The sequence below is a fragment of the Paenibacillus sp. HGF5 genome, from assembly GCF_000204455.1.
Classification (GTDB): Bacteria; Bacillota; Bacilli; order Paenibacillales; family Paenibacillaceae; genus Paenibacillus_AQ; species Paenibacillus_AQ lautus_A.
The window spans coordinates 58052-79767 of sequence record NZ_AEXS01000159.1; the positions used below are offsets into that span (position 1 = coordinate 58052).

The 21716-nt window shown below is 50.9% G+C and carries 23 protein-coding genes and 1 other RNA gene; 14 read left to right on the top strand and 10 right to left on the bottom strand.

Annotated elements, in window-relative coordinates:
* The first annotated feature begins 160 nt into the window (after window positions 1–160).
* Window positions 161–610, top strand: coding sequence for a MerR family transcriptional regulator (locus tag HMPREF9412_RS26135; protein WP_009594823.1), 450 nt, complete (start codon window positions 161–163; stop codon window positions 608–610).
* A gap of 43 nt (window positions 611–653) precedes the next feature.
* On the top strand, window positions 654–1334 hold the full coding sequence (locus HMPREF9412_RS26140; protein ID WP_009594846.1) for a zinc metallopeptidase: 681 nt from the start codon (window positions 654–656) through the stop codon (window positions 1332–1334).
* Between the two features lie 140 nt (window positions 1335–1474).
* Here the strand turns inward: HMPREF9412_RS26140 and HMPREF9412_RS26145 are convergent, their stop codons facing one another.
* Window positions 1475–2395 carry a LysR family transcriptional regulator gene (locus tag HMPREF9412_RS26145; RefSeq protein WP_009594790.1) on the bottom strand — a complete coding sequence of 307 codons (921 nt, stop codon included), beginning with the start codon at window positions 2393–2395 and terminating at the stop codon, window positions 1475–1477.
* Window positions 2396–2486: 91 nt separating this feature from the next.
* Entirely contained in the window at window positions 2487–3101 is a 615-nt protein-coding gene (locus HMPREF9412_RS26150) for a rhomboid family intramembrane serine protease (RefSeq protein ID WP_009594817.1), read from the bottom strand.
* Between the two features lie 122 nt (window positions 3102–3223).
* Here HMPREF9412_RS26150 and tpx point away from each other — a divergent pair, with 122 nt between their 5' ends.
* A complete protein-coding gene (gene tpx / locus HMPREF9412_RS26155; protein WP_009594784.1) occupies window positions 3224–3742 on the top strand; it encodes a thiol peroxidase in 519 nt (172 codons plus the stop codon).
* A gap of 72 nt (window positions 3743–3814) precedes the next feature.
* On the opposite strand, the gene HMPREF9412_RS26160 is transcribed toward tpx, so the two are convergent.
* From HMPREF9412_RS26160 to HMPREF9412_RS26165, 3 genes are all read right to left on the bottom strand, one after another.
* Window positions 3815–4207 carry a DUF1499 domain-containing protein gene (locus HMPREF9412_RS26160; RefSeq protein WP_006211699.1) on the bottom strand — a complete coding sequence of 131 codons (393 nt, stop codon included), beginning with the start codon at window positions 4205–4207 and terminating at the stop codon, window positions 3815–3817.
* 145 nt (window positions 4208–4352) lie between these two features.
* A non-coding RNA gene (gene ssrS / locus HMPREF9412_RS32270) (6S RNA) lies at window positions 4353–4544 on the bottom strand.
* Between the two features lie 45 nt (window positions 4545–4589).
* Complete coding sequence (locus HMPREF9412_RS26165; RefSeq protein WP_015736695.1) at window positions 4590–5393, bottom strand: YesL family protein; 804 nt, start codon at window positions 5391–5393, stop codon at window positions 4590–4592.
* Between the two features lie 188 nt (window positions 5394–5581).
* Between HMPREF9412_RS26165 and HMPREF9412_RS33125 the strand changes: the two genes are divergently transcribed.
* Entirely contained in the window at window positions 5582–5686 is a 105-nt protein-coding gene (locus HMPREF9412_RS33125) for a YjcZ family sporulation protein (RefSeq protein ID WP_207797483.1), read from the top strand.
* Window positions 5687–5879: 193 nt separating this feature from the next.
* Here the strand turns inward: HMPREF9412_RS33125 and HMPREF9412_RS26170 are convergent, their stop codons facing one another.
* Window positions 5880–7481 (bottom strand): DEAD/DEAH box helicase, encoded by a 1602-nt coding sequence (locus HMPREF9412_RS26170; protein WP_009594830.1) that lies wholly within the window; start codon window positions 7479–7481, stop codon window positions 5880–5882.
* A gap of 286 nt (window positions 7482–7767) precedes the next feature.
* Between HMPREF9412_RS26170 and HMPREF9412_RS26175 the strand changes: the two genes are divergently transcribed.
* The 4 genes from HMPREF9412_RS26175 to HMPREF9412_RS26190 all read left to right on the top strand — a co-directional run bounded on the left by HMPREF9412_RS26175 (window position 7768) and on the right by HMPREF9412_RS26190 (window position 12214).
* On the top strand, window positions 7768–8589 hold the full coding sequence (locus HMPREF9412_RS26175; RefSeq protein WP_009594844.1) for a YitT family protein: 822 nt from the start codon (window positions 7768–7770) through the stop codon (window positions 8587–8589).
* Between the two features lie 174 nt (window positions 8590–8763).
* Window positions 8764–8958: a hypothetical protein gene (locus HMPREF9412_RS26180; RefSeq protein ID WP_006211704.1), complete on the top strand. Its 195-nt coding sequence runs from the start codon at window positions 8764–8766 to the stop codon at window positions 8956–8958.
* Window positions 8959–9351: 393 nt separating this feature from the next.
* Window positions 9352–10563 (top strand): putative glycoside hydrolase, encoded by a 1212-nt coding sequence (locus HMPREF9412_RS26185; protein ID WP_009594810.1) that lies wholly within the window; start codon window positions 9352–9354, stop codon window positions 10561–10563.
* 268 nt (window positions 10564–10831) lie between these two features.
* A complete protein-coding gene (locus tag HMPREF9412_RS26190) occupies window positions 10832–12214 on the top strand; it encodes an MATE family efflux transporter (RefSeq protein ID WP_302622008.1) in 1383 nt (460 codons plus the stop codon).
* Between the two features lie 136 nt (window positions 12215–12350).
* Here the strand turns inward: HMPREF9412_RS26190 and pfkA are convergent, their stop codons facing one another.
* Complete coding sequence (gene pfkA / locus HMPREF9412_RS26195) at window positions 12351–13322, bottom strand: 6-phosphofructokinase (RefSeq protein WP_009594803.1); 972 nt, start codon at window positions 13320–13322, stop codon at window positions 12351–12353.
* Between the two features lie 21 nt (window positions 13323–13343).
* Window positions 13344–14426, bottom strand: coding sequence for a tetraprenyl-beta-curcumene synthase family protein (locus HMPREF9412_RS26200; protein WP_009594857.1), 1083 nt, complete (start codon window positions 14424–14426; stop codon window positions 13344–13346).
* A gap of 249 nt (window positions 14427–14675) precedes the next feature.
* Between HMPREF9412_RS26200 and HMPREF9412_RS26205 the strand changes: the two genes are divergently transcribed.
* Window positions 14676–15866: an MFS transporter gene (locus tag HMPREF9412_RS26205; RefSeq protein WP_009594813.1), complete on the top strand. Its 1191-nt coding sequence runs from the start codon at window positions 14676–14678 to the stop codon at window positions 15864–15866.
* Window positions 15867–16061: 195 nt separating this feature from the next.
* Here the strand turns inward: HMPREF9412_RS26205 and HMPREF9412_RS26210 are convergent, their stop codons facing one another.
* Window positions 16062–16259, bottom strand: a complete 198-nt coding sequence (locus HMPREF9412_RS26210) for a cold shock domain-containing protein (RefSeq protein ID WP_006211711.1) — start codon at window positions 16257–16259, stop codon at window positions 16062–16064.
* Between the two features lie 196 nt (window positions 16260–16455).
* On the opposite strand from HMPREF9412_RS26210, the gene HMPREF9412_RS26215 reads away from it, so the two are divergent.
* The 5 genes from HMPREF9412_RS26215 (at window position 16456) to HMPREF9412_RS26235 (ending at window position 20380) form a co-directional block, all read left to right on the top strand.
* A complete protein-coding gene (locus HMPREF9412_RS26215) occupies window positions 16456–16689 on the top strand; it encodes a hypothetical protein (RefSeq protein WP_009594800.1) in 234 nt (77 codons plus the stop codon).
* A 3-nt stretch (window positions 16690–16692) separates the two neighbouring features.
* Entirely contained in the window at window positions 16693–16875 is a 183-nt protein-coding gene (locus HMPREF9412_RS26220) for a hypothetical protein (protein WP_009594848.1), read from the top strand.
* Window positions 16876–17077: 202 nt separating this feature from the next.
* The gene (pepF, locus tag HMPREF9412_RS26225; RefSeq protein WP_036673656.1) at window positions 17078–18868 is read left to right on the top strand and encodes an oligoendopeptidase F; all 1791 of its coding nucleotides are present in this window, start codon (window positions 17078–17080) and stop codon (window positions 18866–18868) included.
* Window positions 18869–18979: 111 nt separating this feature from the next.
* Complete coding sequence (locus tag HMPREF9412_RS26230; protein WP_009594827.1) at window positions 18980–19306, top strand: LapA family protein; 327 nt, start codon at window positions 18980–18982, stop codon at window positions 19304–19306.
* 39 nt (window positions 19307–19345) lie between these two features.
* Complete coding sequence (locus tag HMPREF9412_RS26235; protein WP_009594791.1) at window positions 19346–20380, top strand: M42 family metallopeptidase; 1035 nt, start codon at window positions 19346–19348, stop codon at window positions 20378–20380.
* Window positions 20381–20465: 85 nt separating this feature from the next.
* Here the strand turns inward: HMPREF9412_RS26235 and HMPREF9412_RS26240 are convergent.
* Window positions 20466–21716, bottom strand: a 1251-nt coding sequence (locus HMPREF9412_RS26240; protein WP_009594798.1) for an ABC-F family ATP-binding cassette domain-containing protein, incomplete at its 5' end; no start/stop codon positions are given.

The window sequence follows — 21716 nt, forward strand, 5'->3', positions numbered from 1 at the left end:
AACATGATGCTCAGTGAAGAATAAACTAGGCTTCAAGGTTTTTTGTCACAACTATGACGTTTGACTGTATGGTTGAAGATCATGTATCATATTTCTATTAAAATGAAAATATAAATGCATTCATTAATGTCCAATTCAATGAAGGCTTGCGAGGTGATGAATGATGGGGATCACGAGCGGAAACCTCTTCCGGATCGGTGAGCTGGCCAAGGCTGCCGGAATCAGCGAAAGAACCATTGACTACTATACGAAGCTGGGTTTGATCTCCCCTGAAAAACGGACGTTAAAAAACTACCGGCTGTACAGTTCTGAAACCTTAAGCACTCTCGAACGTATTAATCAGTTGAAGCAAGAGAAATATACTCTCGATGAGATTAAGGAGAGACTGGATCGCTGGAAGTCGGTTGCCGATGATTCCGAAATGACGGAGAAGCTAACCAAACTCGAAATACAGATGAAACAGCTGGAACGGGATGTCAAGGAGCTCAATCCGCTTCTTAGCGAATTAAAACCCAGTCAAGCACGGGAGGTGCTCGCTAACATTCTTCCCAAGGGAGCTGCCTGTATCGAGTCGCTGCAAATTTTGCTGAACCAGTTCACTTCGATGTAATGATGCAACACCAAATTGACAACTTTGTATGGGGGTATGATAAATGTATTCTGACTGGATGTTTATACTCATTATTATTGCGTTTATATTCTCTCTCTGGGCTCAGTTCCGGGTCAAAGGCACGTTCAACAAATGGGCCAAGGTTGAAAACAGCACCGGCATGACCGGATACGATGCAGCGCGTCATATGCTGGATGCCAACGGACTCCATGACGTACCGATTGAACCGGTGCCAGGCACGCTCTCTGACCACTATGACCCGACCAAACGCGTTGTCCGGTTGTCGGAGCCTGTTTATTACGAACGTACCATCTCGGCCGTCTCCGTCGCTTGTCACGAGGTAGGCCATGCGATCCAGCATGCGGAGCACTATCCGATGCTCGTAGCCCGTCACAAGATGTTCCCGGTCGTTAACTTTGCATCCGGTATCGCTCCGTTTCTCTTGATTGCCGGATTCCTGTTCCAAGCCATGAACCTGGTCGGTCTCGGCATTATCTTCTTCTCTTGCGCCGTTGCCTTCCAGCTTGTCACGCTGCCGGTCGAGTTTAACGCAAGCAACCGTGCCCGTCAGCTGATGGTTCAAGAAGGCTATATTGCCAATGACGAAGAACGCGGAGTCGCTAAGGTATTGAACGCTGCGGCCCTGACCTACGTCGCTGCAGCTTTGATCTCGCTGCTCGAGCTGATCCGTTACATCATGATCTTTACGAGCAACCGGGAATAAACCCGTTTAACATGTAGAACAACAATAAAGGGCTTTCCTCTCTACCTTGATTGGCGGAGACGGAAAGCCCTCTTTTTTATAATCACTTGATGATGTCCAGCTTGAATTCATGAAGCTTGACTATTAGGAGAAGAGAAGCGTCATTCCGCTTTCTCTTCCTTTTTCGGCGACGGATCAATGCCAAAATATTGAAGCAAAAACGCACGGAAGGCTTGCGCAACCGGTGGCAGCTTCTCGTCCGCGCGGTGAATCAGACCGATGGAACGCGTTACCTTCGGCTCCGAGATTCGGACGCGTGCCGGCTGAAGCGGATTCGTCTGGAACAGCGCCATTTCAGGTAGCAGGCTGACCCCCATGCCGGCAGCAACCAGCCCGCGGATCGTATCCGTCTCCTCGCCTTCAAAAGCAATTTTCGGCGTGAACCCGGCTTCCAGGCAGGCATGCCATACAATCGGGCGCAAGGAGTAGCCCTTGCTGAACAGCACAAAGCGCTCCTCCTTCAATTGCTCCAGCTTGATGGACTGCTCCCCCGCAAGCGGGTGATTCGGCGGCAGGATCGCAAACAGCTCCTCTGTCAACACGATATCTCCGTCCACTTGATCGTGGCGATCCGGAAACGGAGACACAAACGCCAAATCCACTTCAGCCCCGACGACGTCCCGGATCAAAGTCGGGAACATGCCCTGCTTAAACCGGAACTTCACGTTCGGGTACTTCTTCCGAAATTCAGCCACGATGGACGGAATCAAATGTATGCCCAGGCTGTGAGGGAAACCGATGCGGATCTCCCCCTGCTCCGGGTCCAGGAATTCATGTATCTCGACGACCGCACGGTCCAAATCCTTCATAATGCTCTCCACCCGTTTGCAAAAAAGCTGGCCTACCGGGGTTAACTGCAGATTCCGGCCCTTTTGCATGAACAAATTAACACCCAGTTCTTCTTCCAACTGATGTATTTGACGGCTGACGGCCGACTGAGCCACATGAAGCTCTTCTGCCGCTTGGGTAACGTGTTCCTTTTGCGCAACCTTTACAAAGTATTGCAACTGTCGTAATTCCACGCCTTTTATCGCTCCATTCTTATTCCCTAGAAGACTTGAAGACTTTATCCAAATCATCCAATTCTATTATAACAGACCCTCTTAGGTCCGATTATGTTCGACGTTTGAATAATCGAATCATGAGACCGTAGAGGAAAAATCCGCCTACCAATCCGCCGACATGGGCTACAAGGCTGACCCCTGGGGTAAACGAGAACAAGATCCCTAATATAAGCAGGGTGAACAGCGTCTTGCGGGACGACTCATCTATGACATGCCGCTGGAACAAGGCGATGTACAGATAAGCGCCATAAGCTCCGTATATGGCTCCTGAGGCGCCTACAAGGAAGGTATAGTCCTCCATGCGCTCATAATAAGCCAATCCGATTACATTACCGAGAACACCGCTGAGCAGATACAGAATGGCAAATTTCCAGCTCCCCATGATTCTCTCCAGCGGGGGAACAAATACCAGCAGTGCGAAGCTGTTGAACAACAAATGGTCAAATCCGTTATGGAGGAACATCGCCGTAAAGTATCTCCATGCCTGGTCGACGAACTGCGGCAAATCCGACAAAGCTCCATATTTCAGCAGCGTCATCGGATTTCTCGAACCGCCGTCAAAGGATGTAATCACAAACATCACCAGGTTGATCACAAGCAGCAGCGATGTAACGGGATAATAACGCAAATAACTTTTCCAATTCTCATAACGTACGAATATCATAGCATCCTCCTCATCCTAAACCAGGCCAGGGGTGCCCTTTAGTGGACATTCCCTTTTTAAAAAGATTATAATGTACCATGAACCTGATCACCAAACTTTGATATCCAAGGAGGAGATTTCTCATGGCTCAAGAACGTTCAGGAGCTGCCACTTTCAAGGGCAATCCTATTACACTCATCGGACCACAGCTCAAGGCTGGTGATGCCGCGCCGGATTTTACCGTGAGCAAGAACCTGCTCGAAGACGTATCTCTTAAAGATTATGCAGGTAAAATCAAGCTGATCAGCGTCGTTCCTTCCCTCGACACCGGGGTATGCGACGCACAGACGCGCCGTTTCAACGAAGAGGCCGCCGGACTTGGCGACGATGTCGTGATTCTAACGATCAGTGCCGACCTTCCGTTCGCCCAGGCCCGCTGGTGCGGAGCTGCAGGCGTTGACCGGGTCATTACGCTGTCCGACTATAAATCGCGTTCTTTCGGTGAAGCGTATGGCGTGCTCATCAAGGAGTTTCAGCTCGACATGCGTTCGATCTTCGTCGTGGATGCTAACGATACCATCACCTACGTAGAATACCTTGGCGAAATGACGGAGCACCCGAATTACGAAGCTGCCATCGATGCCGTGAAATCTCTGCGTTAACACGCCGAAGGCTACATATGCGGCACACTTTTAAAAAGCGGGAGAGCAGCTCTCCCGCTTTTTCTTATTCTACTAAGCATCCACTTTATACTTGCTCAGTTTTTTGTCCAGTACAGCGTACAGGTTCAAGATGACCCGATAGTTCGCCCCCAGATCCCCAAGGGAACCGCGGGATGCCGAATACATATCAACTGCGCTGCGAACCGGACTGATGCCGAGCACGGATACGGTAATGTCCAGTGTACGTCCAAAGGAGGTTCTTTTCTCTAACGTGATTTCTCCCACGGATTTTACCTCATGCAGAACTTTGTAACCCGGAATTTTTTTCAGTGTCGAGGAAACCTCTTCAAAACACTTTTCTTTTGAAAGATTGTAATAACGCGTCTTCAGCTTGGGATCTTTAGCACGGTCGCTTGTGCCGTCATAGCTGCGCACGATACCGATTAGAACTCGTTTTAATGACAAAGACCGTTCCTCCTTTATAAATGACCGTTCCTTTCCATACTCTAGTTTAACATTGTTTATGCTTTCAGCAAACCTTTATATACAGCAAAAAGGCACCTCTTTCACTTCGAATTCGAAATAAAAGAGGTGCCCATTCATTGGCTTGACGAAACCCGCCTATGCCGTCCGGTAAACATTGTCTTCGAACCTGCTATAGCAGGTGGGTGACCGCAGAACCGCTTATGAATTCCCCTTGTCATATAGACAGGGCATTTCAGCCACGATTACGTATAGATCTCCCTAGACATCGTCATTGGTTCAAAACAACGGAAAACCGAAACGAACATCGCAGGATGTAGTCTTATTATAGGGGGTTTTGCCGGAAAAGTAAACCTCTCGTTATTTAAGGTTTCGATCCGTTCTCTCCCTTTTTGGCAGAATCCATGCTTTCCAGAAGAGCTTGCTCGGTTTCCGACTCCTCTTCCTCGGCCTTCTTCATTTTTTCCTGCTGCTCCTGCATTTTGGTAAAGGTCGCATAGAAGTTAAAGAACGCGAACAAGGCCATCAGGCAGAACAGGAAGAACACGAAGAGCACCGGCATTTGCGTGCCGATATACGCCAAGACAGCGCTTCCGATCAAAGTCGAAAATACGCGGAACGGACGAATCAGAGTCAGCAGCACCGCATTTTTTAGGAGCTGAGTCGTTTTCATCTCATAATGAACGGTCATGGAGAAGAAATTAAACAGGGAGACAAACAGTACAATGAGCAGCACCAGCATCACGATGCCGACAAGCTGGAAACCATCGAGCTGCGTCATATAAACCGTGTAATCCACATACATAATCACGAACAGCAGCGTATAAAAAATACCGCCGATCATGCTCTGCTTGTAATTTTCCTTATAGCCCTTAAAGAACGTTTTGAACACGGAAACGTCCGGGTTGCCCATTACCCATTTCCGAACAACGGTAAATAAAGCCGCCGTAGCCGGAAATAGAACAAACGGTGATAATATTCCCAGGATCCAGTTCGACAGCAGCTGCTCGTTATGCGCTTCCGGCGTCTGAACGGCCATTAGGAATTTGGTTAGAACGATAAACAGGAAAGGCGATGTACAAATAACCCACAAGATGTTCGAAAAAGCAATACGGGTAATCCACTCGGTGAGCTTATATAAGCCACCCATGGCTCCTTTCATTTCCAAATCCGTTTCCTCCTCACTCAAATCATGCATGTATCTATTAATATACCTTATTTTGTACATGCATTGCCAGAGCCTAATTTATACGATCCTGGGTGTATATCCAATCCAATGGCCCTGTTTCCCCATACGATATCACGTAATCCATTCAACAAGCTTGAATTTCCAAATTTAAAGAGGAGGGATTATGTATGTCTTGTGAAGGTGGCGGAGGTTACGGCTACGGAAATAACGTCGGTATTGTCCTGGTTCTGTTCATTCTGCTTGTAATTATTCTCAGCACATTCTATATCTAATGTCTCTTTAGTCATTATCGTGAAACAGATAGGCTGATCGTGGGTTTAAACTGCGCGGTTAATGGGGATGCACTCAGGGTGCATCCTCTTTAACCATGAACAAAAGACGAAGCGCGGCTCCACTTGGCGTGGGCTGCTGCTTCGTCTTTTGGTTTTTCGGCAAGTTACTTCCGGTAAGGGAAGTTAGCCGTTATTATTCGTCCCCGCTCCGGTTAGGACGACGCTCGCCGCCGCTATAGGAACGCGGTTTGCGGTCACCGCTGTTGTTGCGGTCACGGTTGTAACCACCGCCATCGCGATCACGGTTGTAACCACCACCGCCGTCACGGTTGTATCCGCCTTTGGAGTAGCCGCCACGGTTACCGCCGCCGCCGCTTCCTCCGTCACGGCGATATCCGCCGCTGTTGCCGCGTCCGCCATAACCGCCGCTAGGCTTGCGGCCATTACGGATATCCGGCTTCCGGCGTTTGGCGCGGATCGGATCCTCAGGGGTAAGGTGAATATCGGAAGCTTCCTTCTTGTCGCCTGTCAGGATTTTCATTGCAGCTGCAAGCAATTGTACGGAATCGTACTGCTCTAGCAATTGAATGGCAAGACCTTTGTACTCGGTCAATTCCCCTTGCTCAATGATTTCAAGCACGCGCTCAGCGATGATACGCTGTTTACCTTCGATCGCTTCGGCAATCGTTGGCAGCGGCTTGCGCGGAATACGGTGGCGCGTCACACGCTCGATGAAATACAGATGATCCATTTCACGCGGCGTCACGAAGGACCAGGCTGTACCTTCCTTGCCCGCACGGCCCGTACGTCCAATACGGTGTACATAGCTTTCCGGATCTTGCGGCAAGTCAAAGTTTACGACATGGGTAACGCCGGATACGTCGAGACCGCGCGCTGCCACGTCTGTAGCCACGAGCACATCGATGCTGCCGTCGCGGAATTTACGCATGACGGTATCGCGTTGGTGCTGGGACAGGTCGCCATGGAGGCCATCTGCCGAATATCCGCGTTTTTGCAGGGCTTCTGCCAATTCGTCGACACGGCGCTTGGTACGTCCGAAGACAATCGCAAGCTCAGGCGACTCCATATCCAGAAGGCGGCTCAAGGCTTCGAATTTTTGACGTTCAGGAACTTCGATATATGCTTGGTCGATCAGTGGAGCACTAACGTGCTTAGGAATAACGGATACATGCTCAGGTTCCTTTAGGAACTGGGATGCCAACTTCTGAATGTTAGCGGGCATAGTTGCGGAGAACAGCAAGGTTTGACGTTCTTCAGGAACAAGCTTAAGGATCGACTGGATGTCTTCCATGAAGCCCATGTCCAGCATTTCATCCGCTTCGTCCAATACAACGGTTTGTACGTCATCAAGACGGATGGTTTTTCTGTTGATGTGGTCAAGTAATCGACCCGGTGTACCGATAATAATCTGAGGCTTTCTTTTCAAAGCGCGGATTTGACGCCCGATATCCTGTCCACCGTAAATAGCCAAGGAACGGATTCCTTTAAAACGGGACAGCTTGCCGATTTCTTCAGCAACCTGAATGGCAAGTTCACGGGTCGGTGTCATAATGAGGGCGACGATACGCTCCTCTTCCTTGGCGATTTTGTGGATAAGAGGTAGGCCGAATGCTGCTGTCTTACCTGTACCAGTCTGTGCTTGTCCAATCATATCCTTGCCGGTTAGAGCAATCGGAATCGATTGGGATTGAATCGGTGTGGCTTCCTCAAAGCCAAGCTCAGTGATTGCTTGCAGCACGCGCGGCTCCAAGCCAAAATCTGCGAAATTTTTCAATAGGTTCATACTCCTTCTATCTGTGGACTTCCACTTTCTTCTCTGTATTCTTAAGTAGTGGTAACGTTTATAGGCTTTCCCGGCCAGCAGGATTTTCTGCACGAGGTGAACCGGTATATTTCTCTTATCACCAGTATGGTGACTGGTTAATGTATAATCATCCTGATAAGCTTGCAAAGTTATCAATGTAACGGACTACTCAAGAATATCCAATACATTATATCACAAAACATTTCTGGAATACCAGCAAGCTTAAAGAAGTCATAATAACCGGGAGGTGATTCCTATGTTGAAGCGTCTATGGACCTATTTCTCGATCGTATTCGGGGGCATGATTATCGCCGCCGGATTCAATTTGTTTCTGATTCCTCATCATCTGCTCAGCGGCGGCGTATCCGGCGTGGCCCTCGTGATCGGTTATTTCACGCCGCTTAATATCAGCATTATGTATTTTGTGCTCAACATTCCGATCCTGATCACCGGCTGGTTCAAGCTGGGCAAAAGGTTCGTCGGTCTCAGCATCCTCTCGGTTATCGTCACAACCTTGTTTCTTGAGCTCATCCCGGTGAATCATGTTGCAACCGATGTGCTGCTGTCCTCGGTTTTCGGCGGCGTGCTTGTCGGGTTCGGCACCGGCCTCTCCTTTCGGGTCGGGGGTTCAACCGGGGGCTTCGATATCATCGGCTCCCTGGTCACGAAACATCGGGACTTCCCAGTCGGCAGCGTACTGGTGACGCTGAACGCCATCGTCATCATGGCGGTGGCTTATCTGGAGCAGGATTGGAACCTGGCGCTCGCTTCCATGGCCTCCATCTATGTTGCCGGTAAAATGGTGGACATGCTTCACATCAGCCACATCAAGGTGACCGTCTTTATCGTCACGAACCGGACGGAGGCCTTGCTGGAGAAGCTGCTCAAGCGCCCCCGCGGCATAACCAAGATCAAAACCCAGGGAGCTTTCAGCCATAAAGAGAAGGATATGCTCATGACCGTCACGACGCGATACGAGCTGGCTGAGCTGAAACAAATCATTACGGAAACCGATCCCGAGGCTTTCGTCAATATCGTGGAAACGACGGCCGTCATGGGGCAATTCCGCAAGAACTAAATATTTACCAGGGTGTGAGGGAAAGGTAAATTTGTGGTATAATATTTGTGCGCGGTTCCTACAATATTCATGAGATCTGATTCCCGGGCGTACGCTCAGGCCCAATTTTAATTGTTTTTCCGTTTTACAAAAGAACGTCCTGCCTAACCAATTCGGAAGGAAAGGGTGATTTTTATGGAAATGGAAACGGTAAAATTGTCACAAATCGTCATGAAGTGGTTCCCGGAAATGATACCGTTCTTCAGACAGAACGAATTGAATTCCATGATCGTTCTTAGGGACGGGCTGAGTATTCTGGAGCAGGAGGACGCTCTTGAGATCATTCAGTTCAGCATTTGCGAACATCAGAATCAAACTCCGCTTCATTAATTTTAAAGCAACACGCGATCATTGCACGAGAAATGCCGTTCTTCTCCGGTTCAGGTAAAATCCACCGGTGAAAAACGGCATTTTTTTAAGAGAAAATGTGAATTCTATAAGCACGTCATTTCCCGTTAAGCGGCATAATGCCGCATGTAACCGCTATCTATCTTCTTTGTGTTTCTAATCCGACTTGTCACTCCCCTTGTTCACACGTTGTTCACGGTAAACTTGCCGCTAATGTCGAACTTTAGCGTTTAAAACGCCCTCCACCCGTTTAATGAACTAGGTACGCTCGCCCACCGTTTCCAATTTATTGTCGATTGTAACAATCCTGTTCTTTTTGAAGGCAACCGTTCCTTTATAATCATGATGTGAATGTACACAAGGGAGAGAGTAATTATGAATATCATCTTGGCTTTATTCATCTTGGCATCCGCGGGTTTAGGCAGTTCCAGTCCGCAGGAAGGCAATCTAACCGCCAAACTTCAGGCCTCATTAAACACCGCCATGATCCAGGGCATGCACCAAAACAACAGCCAAGGCAACGGCCAAACCGAGGGCAAAGGCCAGGGGCAAAGCGGCATCAAGCCGAACACGACCGCAATCGATCCGCAGGTCGAGGCGCCTAAAGTCAAGGGCATTTATGTAACGGCTTATAGCGCAGGTGGCTCCAGAATGAATCAGCTGGTGGATCTTTTGGACAAGACGGAGCTCAATGCCATGGTCATCGACATCAAGGATGATGAAGGATACATAACGTACAAGACCGATAATCCTAAACTGAAGGAGCTCGGCAAATCCCAGCCGTTTATCAAAGACATCAAGCAGCTGATGAAGCGGTTGGAGAAACACGATATCTATCCGATCGCCAGGGTTGTTGTGTTCAAGGATACCATTCTTGCCAAGAAAAACCCGGAGCTTTCCTTCCGTAAAAGCGATGGCACCGTATGGACCAACGGCGGCGGCGACAGCTTCGTCAACCCGTACAGCAAAGAGGTATGGGATTACAACATCGAGATCGCCAAAGAAGCCGCCAAACTCGGATTCAAGGAAATCCAGTTCGATTATGTTCGTTTTCCGGAAGGCTTCGAGAAACGGGCCGGTTCCCTGAAATATACCAAGACGGATCAATCGCGCGTGGACGTGGTATCCGATTTTGTGCAGTATGCTCGGGAAGAACTCGCGCCGCTCGGCATCCGCGTATCCGTTGACATCTTCGGCTATGCGGCCTCGGTGCCTGCGGCAGAAGGCATCGGGCAGGACTTCGTCAAAATCTCCAAAAACGTCGATATCATCAGTCCGATGGTATACCCGAGCCATTACACGGCGGGCTGGTTCGGCTCCCCCGTTCCGGACAAGGCTCCTTACCAGACCATCAAGGGATCTATGGAAGACACCCACAAAAAGCTCGATGAGCTGGGAGAGCAGAAGCCGATCATCCGGCCTTGGATTCAGGACTTTACCGCCAGCTGGCTCGGAAGCGGAAATTATGCCAAATACGGCAAAAAAGAAATCGAGGAGCAGATTCGCGCCCTCAAAGACACGAACGTCGATGAATATTTACTCTGGAATGCTTCCAACCGTTATACGGAAGGCGTCACTCATAAATAATCACTCATCCGTTTGGAAAGGGTCGGCCATCATTCATGGCCGGCCCTTTCTTCCGTTTAAACGATCGATGAACCCCTCTCTTGACAGTCAATGCTATGATGAAGATTAGGGCCGGACTTCCGGCCATGAACAAGCAAGCTGACGCACCCCAATTCAAACGCTGGTTGAGTTACGGCTTGCCGCTCAATAAGCCCGTTATTGTGCCCGCTCAGGGACGGGTCCTACAATATAGGAACAGCGTCATAAAACTTCAACGAAAGAAAGGCAAATCACAATGCAACCGACCACTACAACGCGGGGAAAGCTGAAACAATTCGCGATCATTCTCATCCCCATTCTCGTAACGCAGCTTGCTTTATCGGCCATTACTTTTTTTGACACCAACATGTCGGGAAAATTCAGCTCGGTCGACTTGGCAGGCGTAGCCATCGCTACAAGCATTTGGATTCCGGTCCAAACCGGACTCAGCGGAATTCTAATGGGGATCACCCCCATCGTTTCGCAGCTCGTCGGCGGACGACAGGAACAAAAAGTCGCCTATCAGGTCAACCAGGCGCTCTGGCTGTCCGTCTTACTCGCCATCGTCGTCCTTGCGATCGGGTATGCCGTCGTACCGAGCATTCTTGGTGCCATGAACCTGGAGCCTGAGGTTCGGCGTATTGCTTCCCAATTTCTCGCCGCCATCTCGATCGGCATCATTCCGTTGTTTGCCTACACCGTGCTTCGCAGCTTCATCGATGCGCTCGGGCAAACGAAAATTTCGATGGTCATCACGTTGATCACCCTCCCGGTGAACGTAGGCTTGAATGCCCTATTGATCTATGGTTTCTGGGGCTTTCCGCGATTGGGAGGCGTAGGTGCCGGCCTGGCGTCCGCCATTACCTATTGGACGGTTCTGGCGATCGCCATCGTCATCATCCATAGAAATCACCCATTCTCTCCATTCGGTATCTTCAGGCAGCTTCGGGGAGTATCCCTGAGCGCTTGGAAGGGCCTGTTAAAAATCGGCGTGCCGATCGGGTTCTCGATTTTTCTCGAGACCGCAGTCTTCGCCGCGGTGACTTTGCTCATGAGCAGCTTTGACACGGCTACCATTGCCGCGCATCAGGCCGCCTTGAATTTCGCTACGACACTGTACATGCTGCCGTTAAGCATATGCATGAGCTTAACCATTCTTGTAGGCTTTGAAGCCGGCTCGGGCCGGATGAAGGATGCCTGGAAGTACGCCAAACTCGGCATCGGGACGGCCGTCATCCTGTCGCTGATCACCGCTGTCGTCCTGTTTATGGCCGGCCGCCAGGTTGCCGGTTTATATTCCAACGAGCCTGAGGTCGTGGCGTTGATCCAGCATTTCCTGCTGTTCGCGATTTTCTTCCAGATCTCGGACGCGATCGCCACGCCGACCCAAGGAGCGCTGCGAGGCTACAAAGACGTTAACGTCGCTTTTATGCTCGCTTTTCTATCGTTCTGGGTCATTGGCCTGCCTGTGGGATACGTGCTCGCCAACTATACCGATTGGCAAGCCTTCGGCTACTGGATCGGGTTGATCACGGGTCTTGGGGTAGGCGCGGTCCTGATGCTTATGCGCTTGGTCAAAGTCCAACGCAAGTTCGCTGGCCAGGCAAAGGCAACGTCCTTATCCGCATCATAAGACAACGGACCGCATATCGCGGAAGTTGTTATTGCGATATCAGGATGGTCTAACATCTATACTAAAAAAAGACCGTCTCCAAGCAGAATGGATTCTGCCATGGAGACGGTCTTTTATTGATATCGTCAAAACGGACTTATTGGGACAATCGCAATGCCAGATCGTACAGATCCCGGTCGAATTCCTTCTTGGTGTTAACGACCTTGTCAATATCCGTAAGGACCAGTTCGCCTTTGATGATGCCGCATCCTTTGTCGGATTGGCCATCAATCAGGCTGCGAACCGCAAAATCGCCGAGACGGCTTGCCAGGTTGCGGTCAAACGGAGTCGGAGCTCCGCCGCGCTGGATATGACCAAGCACGGTTACGCGGGCATCGATTGACGCATGGCACTCTTTCAGATCGTGGACAACATCCTCGCCGCGTCCGACGCCTTCCGCTACGATAATGATGCTGTGACGCTTGCCTTTGGCAAAATTCTCCCGAAGGCGCGTCGCCACTTCATCAAGATTGTATTCCACTTCCGGCACCAGGATGGTCTCCGCCCCGGAAGCCAGGCCCGCGTGAAGGGCGATGTCACCGCAGTGGCGTCCCATAACCTCTACAACCGACGAGCGGGCATGGGAAGACATCGTATCGCGCAATTTGTTTACAGCGTCTACAACGACGCTGACCGCTGTATCAAAACCGATCGTATAATCGGTAAAGGAAATATCATTATCAATCGTGCCCGGAAGACCCATCGTTTTGATTCCGAGCTTACTCAGCTTGTTCGCACCTTGGTACGAGCCGTCTCCGCCGATGACGACCAGACCGTCGATGCCGTGCTGATTCAGAATGTCGGCGCCTTTCTGCTGCCCTTCCGCCGTCTTGAACTCCTCACAACGGGCAGAACGAAGAATCGTGCCTCCGCGCTGGATGATATCCCCTACGCTGCGAAGGTCCATTTTGATAATGTCGTTTTCCAGAAGACCTTGGTAACCGCGTTGAATCCCGTATACCTCTAGTCCATAATACAAACCGCTTCGTACAACGGCGCGCAGCGCCGCGTTCATCCCTTGGGAATCGCCACCACTTGTAAGAACTGCAATTTTTTTAACCTCTGCCATGTCTCTTTTCCTCCTTCAATGTCACTCATGCTTATGCTTACGAATCCATCGGCTGTTGACGTAGAAAAAAATCCGGGTCATCGGGCTCTTCTTCATCAAACGTTTGGATACGGTGCGAACCAGTTGCTGCTCGCTGACTTTTGGATCGGATAAATATAACGCCAGTAACCCCTCAATGATCATACGATGAAAAGGGGTCGAGGGAATCGTTCTGACATCCTTCCGGGCCCACTCAACAATGGAAGCTATACGGTTCAGCATCGTATCGGCATCTTCGTAATAATTACAAAAGTTCAGATCGCCGCCCAGCCTGTCTTCGTCTTGATCAATAAGATAATCCAGCATAATGTGGAGACTGCATACATTCGGAAAATAAGACGCATGAATGGACGATGCATCCTCGTCATCCAGAAACGGATCGGTTGCAGCCAAGAACAGCATGAACACACCCAAGGTTGATCCCGTTGCAGCCGCAAACTCGTTCCACCGCAGATGCGGTGTCCGGTGTGCATGCCGGGACCACCATTCAAGCAATGCCGCTTCTCTCTTATCCGGATGGATGTGCTTGTATACCTGCAAATCGGTATAAAGCCCAGCCAAATCCCTTATGTAGGGCTTTGCCGCTTCATATCCTGATAATTGCCCGATGCAATCCCGGCATTTCTGCACAAGGCGGAGAAGATAACCTCCGTCCTCCCTTTCGGACCGGAGCGCGTAATAATCAGCCGGCTCCACTTCAGGTGTAACGGCATCCAGCATCGACTGATGGAGCTGTCTGAAATCCGCTGGATCCAGCGAAGTACTGCGGTCACATAAATTATCGAGATAATCGCTAATTGTCTGGTAAGCTACAATCAATGGAATCAGAATGTGCTTTTCCGGCAGATTGGCTGCGGCATACACCGCACCGCCCTGGCAGTGAAATCTTTTGGTATCTATACTGGCCAGTGCCTGCTTTCGTAGCTCCTCATCCGGAATTTGCTCAGCCTCCCGGCGCCACTTCTCCAATTCGCTCCGCACTTCCGGGAGTATGAATTTGTACACCCGGCTCATCAGCCCGACCGGACTGCGCGGAACCTTACGGCTTAGCTCTTGATTATTCAATGAACTCTGCCTCCACATGGTTGTCTTTTTATACCTATCCAAATCAAACCTATTATAATATGATCGCCCATTTTGCACAAATAACACAGATCATTGACGGGGGTGGGCCTTTAACGCATTCTATTATCCATCTATCTCCAATCAGCGATATGTTATATACTAGTCGGAGTTGAACAACAGACCATGAACTTCGCGAATGCCGTTTCGTCCACCGGTCCACGGGTTCATGAAAGAACGGAGATCCCCAGCATGAAACTTCCCGCTTCATCCAGACCGGATCAGAATTGGCTCCGCGCCTTTATGTTTACGATATTCGGCACGACAGCCCTTGTCATTTCTTATTTTCCGCTGTATTACAAAGAGATCGGCTTCAGCAGCGCGCAGATCGGCTATCTGTATGCCATCGGCCCGTTGATATCCATGTTCTCCAACATGATTTGGAGCTACACGAGCGACAAATACCGGACCATCAAGCGCATCATGAACATTCTGATTATCGGGCAGCTTGTCACGATGCTTATTCTATGGCAGGTTGCAAGCTTCGGCGTTGTATTGATTACGATCAGCTTGTTTTATTTCTTCTACTACCCGGTCTATCCGTTGGCGGATACGATGGCCATCCAGACGGCGCAGCGGTACGGTCGCAGCTTTACCGTCATCCGCGTATTCGGCTCGCTGGGCTACGCGTTCTTCGCCCTTGGCATTGGATATGCCATCGGTGCAGCGGGCGCTTCGGCTGCGCTGTCGATCGGCATCGGGATCGGCGTGTTTACGCTCATATGCTCCTTTCTTATCCGCGATGGCGTCGCGGCCAAGTCAGAGCCTGTGGAACTGGCAGCCCTGCTCAAAATATTGCGTTCGAAAGAAATATTGTGGTTCTTCGGCTGCACTTTCTGTCTTGCCATCGCCCACCGCATGAATGAAGCCTTTCTGACGCTCACCTTATCGGGGCTTGGTGCGGGCGAGGGGCTTATCGGGTGGTCCTTGATGATCTCGGCTGCCAGCGAGATCCCGATTTTTTTCCTGCTGAGCAAGTATGGCGACAAGATGAAGGAGCTGCCGCTGCTCGGCTTTGCAAGCCTGATGTTTGCGCTCCGCTTCCTGCTCATGGCGCTGGCGTCCGATCCGTTGTCGGTGCTCGCCGTCCAGTCGCTTCACAGCATTACCTTCGGCGTGTTCTATGTAACCGCAGTCCGTTATATTACCAGGATCATTCCGTGGCAGTACCGGGCGACCGGGATGGCGCTCTTCATTATTTTCTGGTCCAGCGTCTCGGGGCTTCTCAGTGGAGCTTTCGGCGGTTTGCTGTTCGAAGCCGCGGGGAGATCGGCCTTCTACCTGCTTGCAGCCCTCCTGTCCTTCGCTGCCTGCCTCGGCTTTATCTACCGGCACCTCTTCGCCAAGCCGGAGGAGATGCATTCCTCTGGATTCGGCGCTTAGAATACAGCCGAATCGCCCACTGGGTATAAGATGAATCAAAGGCAAGCACGGACCCGGTTTCGATCCGAACCTGCCTTTGATTGATCCCGACCAGACCCTGCTTGACCCAAAAGAATACAAAAAAGCACAGTTCTCGGTAGAGAACTGTGCTTCATGCCTTGGTAATTCTATAAGATCTCCGTATCGGGAGTTAGCTTACAGTTTTGTTACGTTGGCTGCTTGAGGACCACGGTTACCTTCTGTGATGTCGAACTCAACCGCTTGACCTTCTTCCAAACTCTTGAAGCCTTCTTCTTGAATTGCGGAGAAGTGTACGAATACATCCTCGCCACCTTCAACGGAAATGAAGCCGTAACCTTTTTCTGCGTTAAACCATTTAACTGTACCTTTCAAATGAACAACCTCCTAAAAATACCGCCATCTATGGCGAATATCCATATTATATCCCATGTTTTCTGACAATGCAATCCGTCAATTCACCCTAAGGGGCTTTTTTCGGTACACTATTTTAATCAGAAGATGATTTGCTTTTAAGCCCGCGAGTGCGTTATCATTTACCCAAAAGCCTAAGTAGCAAACGGAGATGCATATGATCAAAAAACATGAAATATACAAAAAAGACAAGTGGAACATGATGACGGTCGAAGTTCAGGGCCGATACATCGTTCTTCGCGAAATTTCCGACCAGTGGGGTGAAGAGACCCATACCTTCATGAGTCGGCCAGCCTTGATGCACTGGGCTCAAAACCGCTTTCCCAAAGAAGATTTCGAAGGCCGGGAAGATGAGTGGAGAGAAATGATGGCTGCCTTTAAGCAGGTGTAATGGATGGATTATACGAATATCGTCATCTTCATTATTCTGGCCTTCAGTCTGGGTGCCATCATGATCATGTATCGGGATCGGATACCCCAAAGACTGAGAAAGGGGATGGCCCTGATTGCCGTCGCCTTTATCTTGTTTGCCTTTTACCTTATTGTATACAGTTTCTTGAATCTGGGTTCCTCGTAAATTTATAGGATGAAAGTGGCGGGTACGCGGCATACTATCGCTCGGATGCTTCAATTCGAGGAGGTATTATGCCATGAGAGGCGCCAAGGTGCTCTGCATTACGCTTGCCATCAGCCTGCTTGCTCTATCCGCTGCCCGCTCCGAAGTCTTGTCTGAAGGAACCCGGACTCCAACTAATCCATATCATTCAAGGAGGATTTCCATGGAACAATTGTTAAAACGCGCTGATGTCCCTAAGGAGCATCAATGGAAACTCGAGGATTTATTTGCTGACCAAAAGGCTTGGGATGCAAGCTTTGCGGAGCTGAAGAATCTGCTGAAACGCGCCGCCGATTACCAAGGCAAGTTAAACAACGCAGCTTCCATCAAGGAATGCTTCGAGCTCGAAGACGAAATCTCATATCATGCCGAACGCTTATACGTATACGCCCATATGCACCATGACGAAGATACGGCAAACCCTACATATCAGGCACTAACCGCCAAAGCCAAAAAACTGAACGTCGAAGCCGGAGAAGCCCTCTCTTTCATCACGCCTGAAATTCTGTCCCTGTCCGAGGCGGAACTGGATAAACTGATCGAGGACCCTTCCCTGAAGGAATTCAAATTCACGCTGACCGAAATGAAACGGGAGAAAGCGCACGTGCTGTCCAAAACGGAAGAAGCGCTGCTGGCTCAAGTCGGCAACCTCTCCTCTGCACCGCAGACCATTTTCGGCATGCTCAACAATGCGGACATGAAATTCCCGAGAATCAAAAACGAGGACGGCAAGGACGTCGAGCTTACGCACGGCAATTATATTCAATTCCTGGAGAGCCCGAACCGCGAGGTTCGCGAGCGTGCCTTCAAAGCCGTCTACGAAACCTACGGCAAGCAGAAAAACACGATTGCGGCTACGCTGAACGCCAACGTTAACAAAAATATGTTCTACTCCCGCGTCCGCAAGTACCCTTCCGTTCTGGAAATGGCTCTCTATGGGGATAACATTCCGAAGGAAGTCTACACGAACCTGATCGACACCATCCACGAAAGCCTGCCGCTCCTTCACCGTTACATGGAGCTCCGCAAGAAGCTGCTGGGCGTGGATGAGCTTCATATGTACGATTTGTTCGCTCCGCTCGTAGAAGAGTACAAATGGGATATCACTTACGAGGAAGCGAAACAAATGACCAAGGAAGGCCTTACGCCGCTTGGTGATGATTACCTCAGCAGCCTGCAGGAAGGCTATGACAACGGCTGGATCGACGTGTACGAGAATGAGAACAAACGGACCGGCGCGTACAGCTGGGGCGCATACGGCACCCATCCATATGTTCTGCTGAACCATAAAGATAACCTGAACAGCATGTTTACCCTTGCCCACGAGATGGGTCATGCGCTTCACTCCTACTACTCCGACAACGCCTTGAAATACCGTGATGCGCAGTACACCATCTTCCTGGCCGAAGTGGCGTCCACCACGAACGAGGCGCTGCTGATGGATTACCTGCTGAAGAACGCCAAGGATCCGAAGCAGAAGATGTATCTGCTTACCTACTATGCCGATCAATTCCGGACGACGGTATTCCGTCAAACGATGTTTGCCGAGTTCGAGAAGATCGTGCATGAACGCGTGGAAAGCGGCGAATCCCTGACGCCACAGGATCTTTCCGACATCTACTACGAGCTGAACGTGAAATATCACGGCAAAGGCATGCAGGTGGATAAAGAGATCGGCATGGAATGGGCGCGGATTCCTCATTTCTACAACAGCTTCTACGTGTACAAATACGCGACGGGCTTCTCGGCTGCGACCAGCTTCTCCAAGCAAATCCTGGAGGAAGGCCAGCCTGCCGTTGACCGATATCTCGGCTTCCTGAAGAGCGGAGGCAGCGACTACTCCATCAACATCCTCAAGAAAGCCGGCGTGGATATGTCTTCTCCGGAGCCGATCCGTGAGGCGATGAGCGTGTTTGAAGACGTCATCAACCAAATGGAGCAGTTGACGAAATAAACAGCCCTGCTTCCGCGGGCTTGAGCCATTCTCAATTGACCAGTGGAATAAAATCCCTTGCCCTTTACGGGCGAGGGATTTTATACTGTTTGGAGGAAGGAGGTGTTCCCCATGAAAATTCAATGGTCGTTAATCGCAGCCTTATTGTTTGCCCTGATTACGGCTGTGTTCGCCGTCATCAATGTCAATCCGGTTGCCGTGAACCTGTTATTCGGCACCGTCAACGTACCGCTCATTCTGCTGATTATCGGTTGCTCGCTGATCGGGGGACTGATCGTCGGCACGTTCGGGATTTACCGTCAATATCAAATGCAGAAGGAAATCCGTTCGTTAGCGGAGCAGCTCATACATATCCGTGAAGTAACGGGATACACCCCTGAAATACAAGCGGCGGAAGAGGAAAACAAGAAAGATCAGAAGGACGCTCCCGTTGAATAGGGAAGGCTGTCCCATCGAATCAAGGAGGCATAACAACCCGTGTCGATACAACCGAATGAAACTTACGTGCTGGACCTGCTAAAAGAACTGCTGGATACGCCGAGCCCTACCGGATATACCCACGACATCATGAAGCGGATCAAGCAGGAAGCCGCTTCGCTTGGAGTTTCCCTGGAATGGAATGAGAAAGGCGGAGCCATCCTGTCCGTTCCCGGACAAGACGGCAGCAGAACCATCGGCCTGAGCGCTCATGTGGACACGCTCGGCGCAATGGTTCGTGCCGTGAAATCGGAAGGAACGCTCCGGCTTACCTCCGTCGGCGGATACATGATGAACAGCATCGAGAATGAATATTGCATCATCCATACGCGCAGCGGCAAGAAATATACGGGCACGATCCTGTCCACGCATCCTTCCGTTCACGTGTACAGCGATGCCCGTGATTTCAAGCGCCAGGAAGCCCATATGGAGGTCCGGATCGACGAATTGGTGGAGTCTGCCGATGATGTGAAGAAACTCGGAATCGGCGTTGGTGATTTTGTGTCCTTTGATGCGCGTGCGGTCATTACGCCGAGCGGTTACATCAAATCCCGCCATCTGGATGACAAAGCCAGCGTTGCCGCCCTCTTCGGCTTGCTCGAAAGCATGAAGCGGGATAACTGGAAGCCTGCCTGCAATGTGAAGCTTCTCATCTCGAACTATGAAGAGGTCGGACATGGCGCCGCCTACATTCCTGCCGACATCAATGAACTGATTGCGGTCGATATGGGCTGCATCGGCGATGACCTGAGCTGCAAGGAAACCGATGTATCCATCTGCGCGAAGGATTCTTCCGGTCCTTACGACTACGGCATGACCAGCCGTCTGATCCAGTTGGCTGAAAGCGAAGGCATTGCTTATGCGGTGGACGTGTACCCGCATTACGGCTCCGATGCATCCGCGGCGCTCTCCGCCGGCAGCAACATCAAGGCTGCGCTGATCGGTCCCGGCGTTCATGCCTCCCATGCGATGGAAAGAACGCATAAACAGGCTGTTCTTAACACCGTTAAGCTGCTGGCTGCCTACGTGAAATAAGTCATCTCCATACAGAAAAAGGGGCGTCCCGCCAAGGCCTTAAGCCTGGGGACGCCCCTTTATTATTGGTGTTTCGCTTGCATATTCAAGATTTCTTGCTTTGCTCAATCTTCTCCGCAAGCTCGTTCAGATAGGTCCAGCGCTCCATCAAATGCTCCAGCTCGCCTTCCGTCTCCTCTTGGGACTTCATCAGCTCCTGAAGCCTGGCCGCATCGCTGCCGGCGGTCTCCATCTCCGATTGAATCGAAGCGAGCTTGTTCTCGGCGGCTTCGATAAGACCGTCAATCTGCTCGTACTCCCGCTGTTCTTTATAACTGAATTTCAAGCGCTCCCGCGGCGCTTCCTGAGCGGAACCGCTGCCTGAGCCTCCCGAAGCAGGCTTGGCACTGGATGCTTCCGCCTTGCCCCCGGCGGCTTCGCCGCCATGGCGCTGCATCCATTCGGCATATTCGCTGTAAGAGCCGACATGGACACGGATCTGTCCGTTGCCCTCAAACGCCATGATCTTGTCCACCGTTCGATCCAGGAAAAAGCGATCATGGGATACCACGATGCAGACGCCCGGGAATTCATCCAGGTACTGCTCCAGGACGGACAACGTCTGAATGTCCAGATCATTGGTCGGTTCATCGAGAAGCAGCACGTTCGGCGCGCTCATCAGCACCCGCAGCAGGTACAGCCTGCGCTTTTCGCCTCCCGAAAGCTTGGCGATTGGCGTCCACTGCAGCGCCGGCGGGAACAGGAAGCGTTCCAGCATCTGGGCCGCGGTAATGGCCGAGCCGTCCGCCGTGCGGACAACCTCCGCTTCATCCTTGATATACTCAATCACTCGCTGACTGCCGTCCATCTCCTGATGCTCCTGCGTGAAATAACCGAGCTTGACCGTGGGGCCAAGCACGACTTCCCCGGCATCCGGCTGAAGCCGCCCGGCAATCAGATTGAGCAGCGTGGATTTGCCGCTGCCGTTCGGGCCAACGATGCCAATCCGATCCTCGGGAACGGCAATGTAGGAAAGATCCTGAATGAGAACTTTGTCGTCGCTCTTCTTCCGCAGACCTTCAATCTCCAGAATTTTTCGTCCCAGCCGGGTGGAAGCGACCGAGACGTCCAGTTCGCCGGAGCTGTGTACCATCTCCTGATCCTTGAGCTTCTCGAATCGTTCGATCCTCGCCTTCTGCTTGGTCGTACGCGCTTTGGCTCCTCGGCGGATCCAGGCCAGTTCGCTTCGCAGCAAATTCTGGCGCTTCTGCTCGGAAGCAGCCTCACGCTCCTCGCGCTCCGCCTTCAGTTCCAGAAAGCGGCTGTAATTCGCCTCGTATCGGAACAGCCGCCCGTG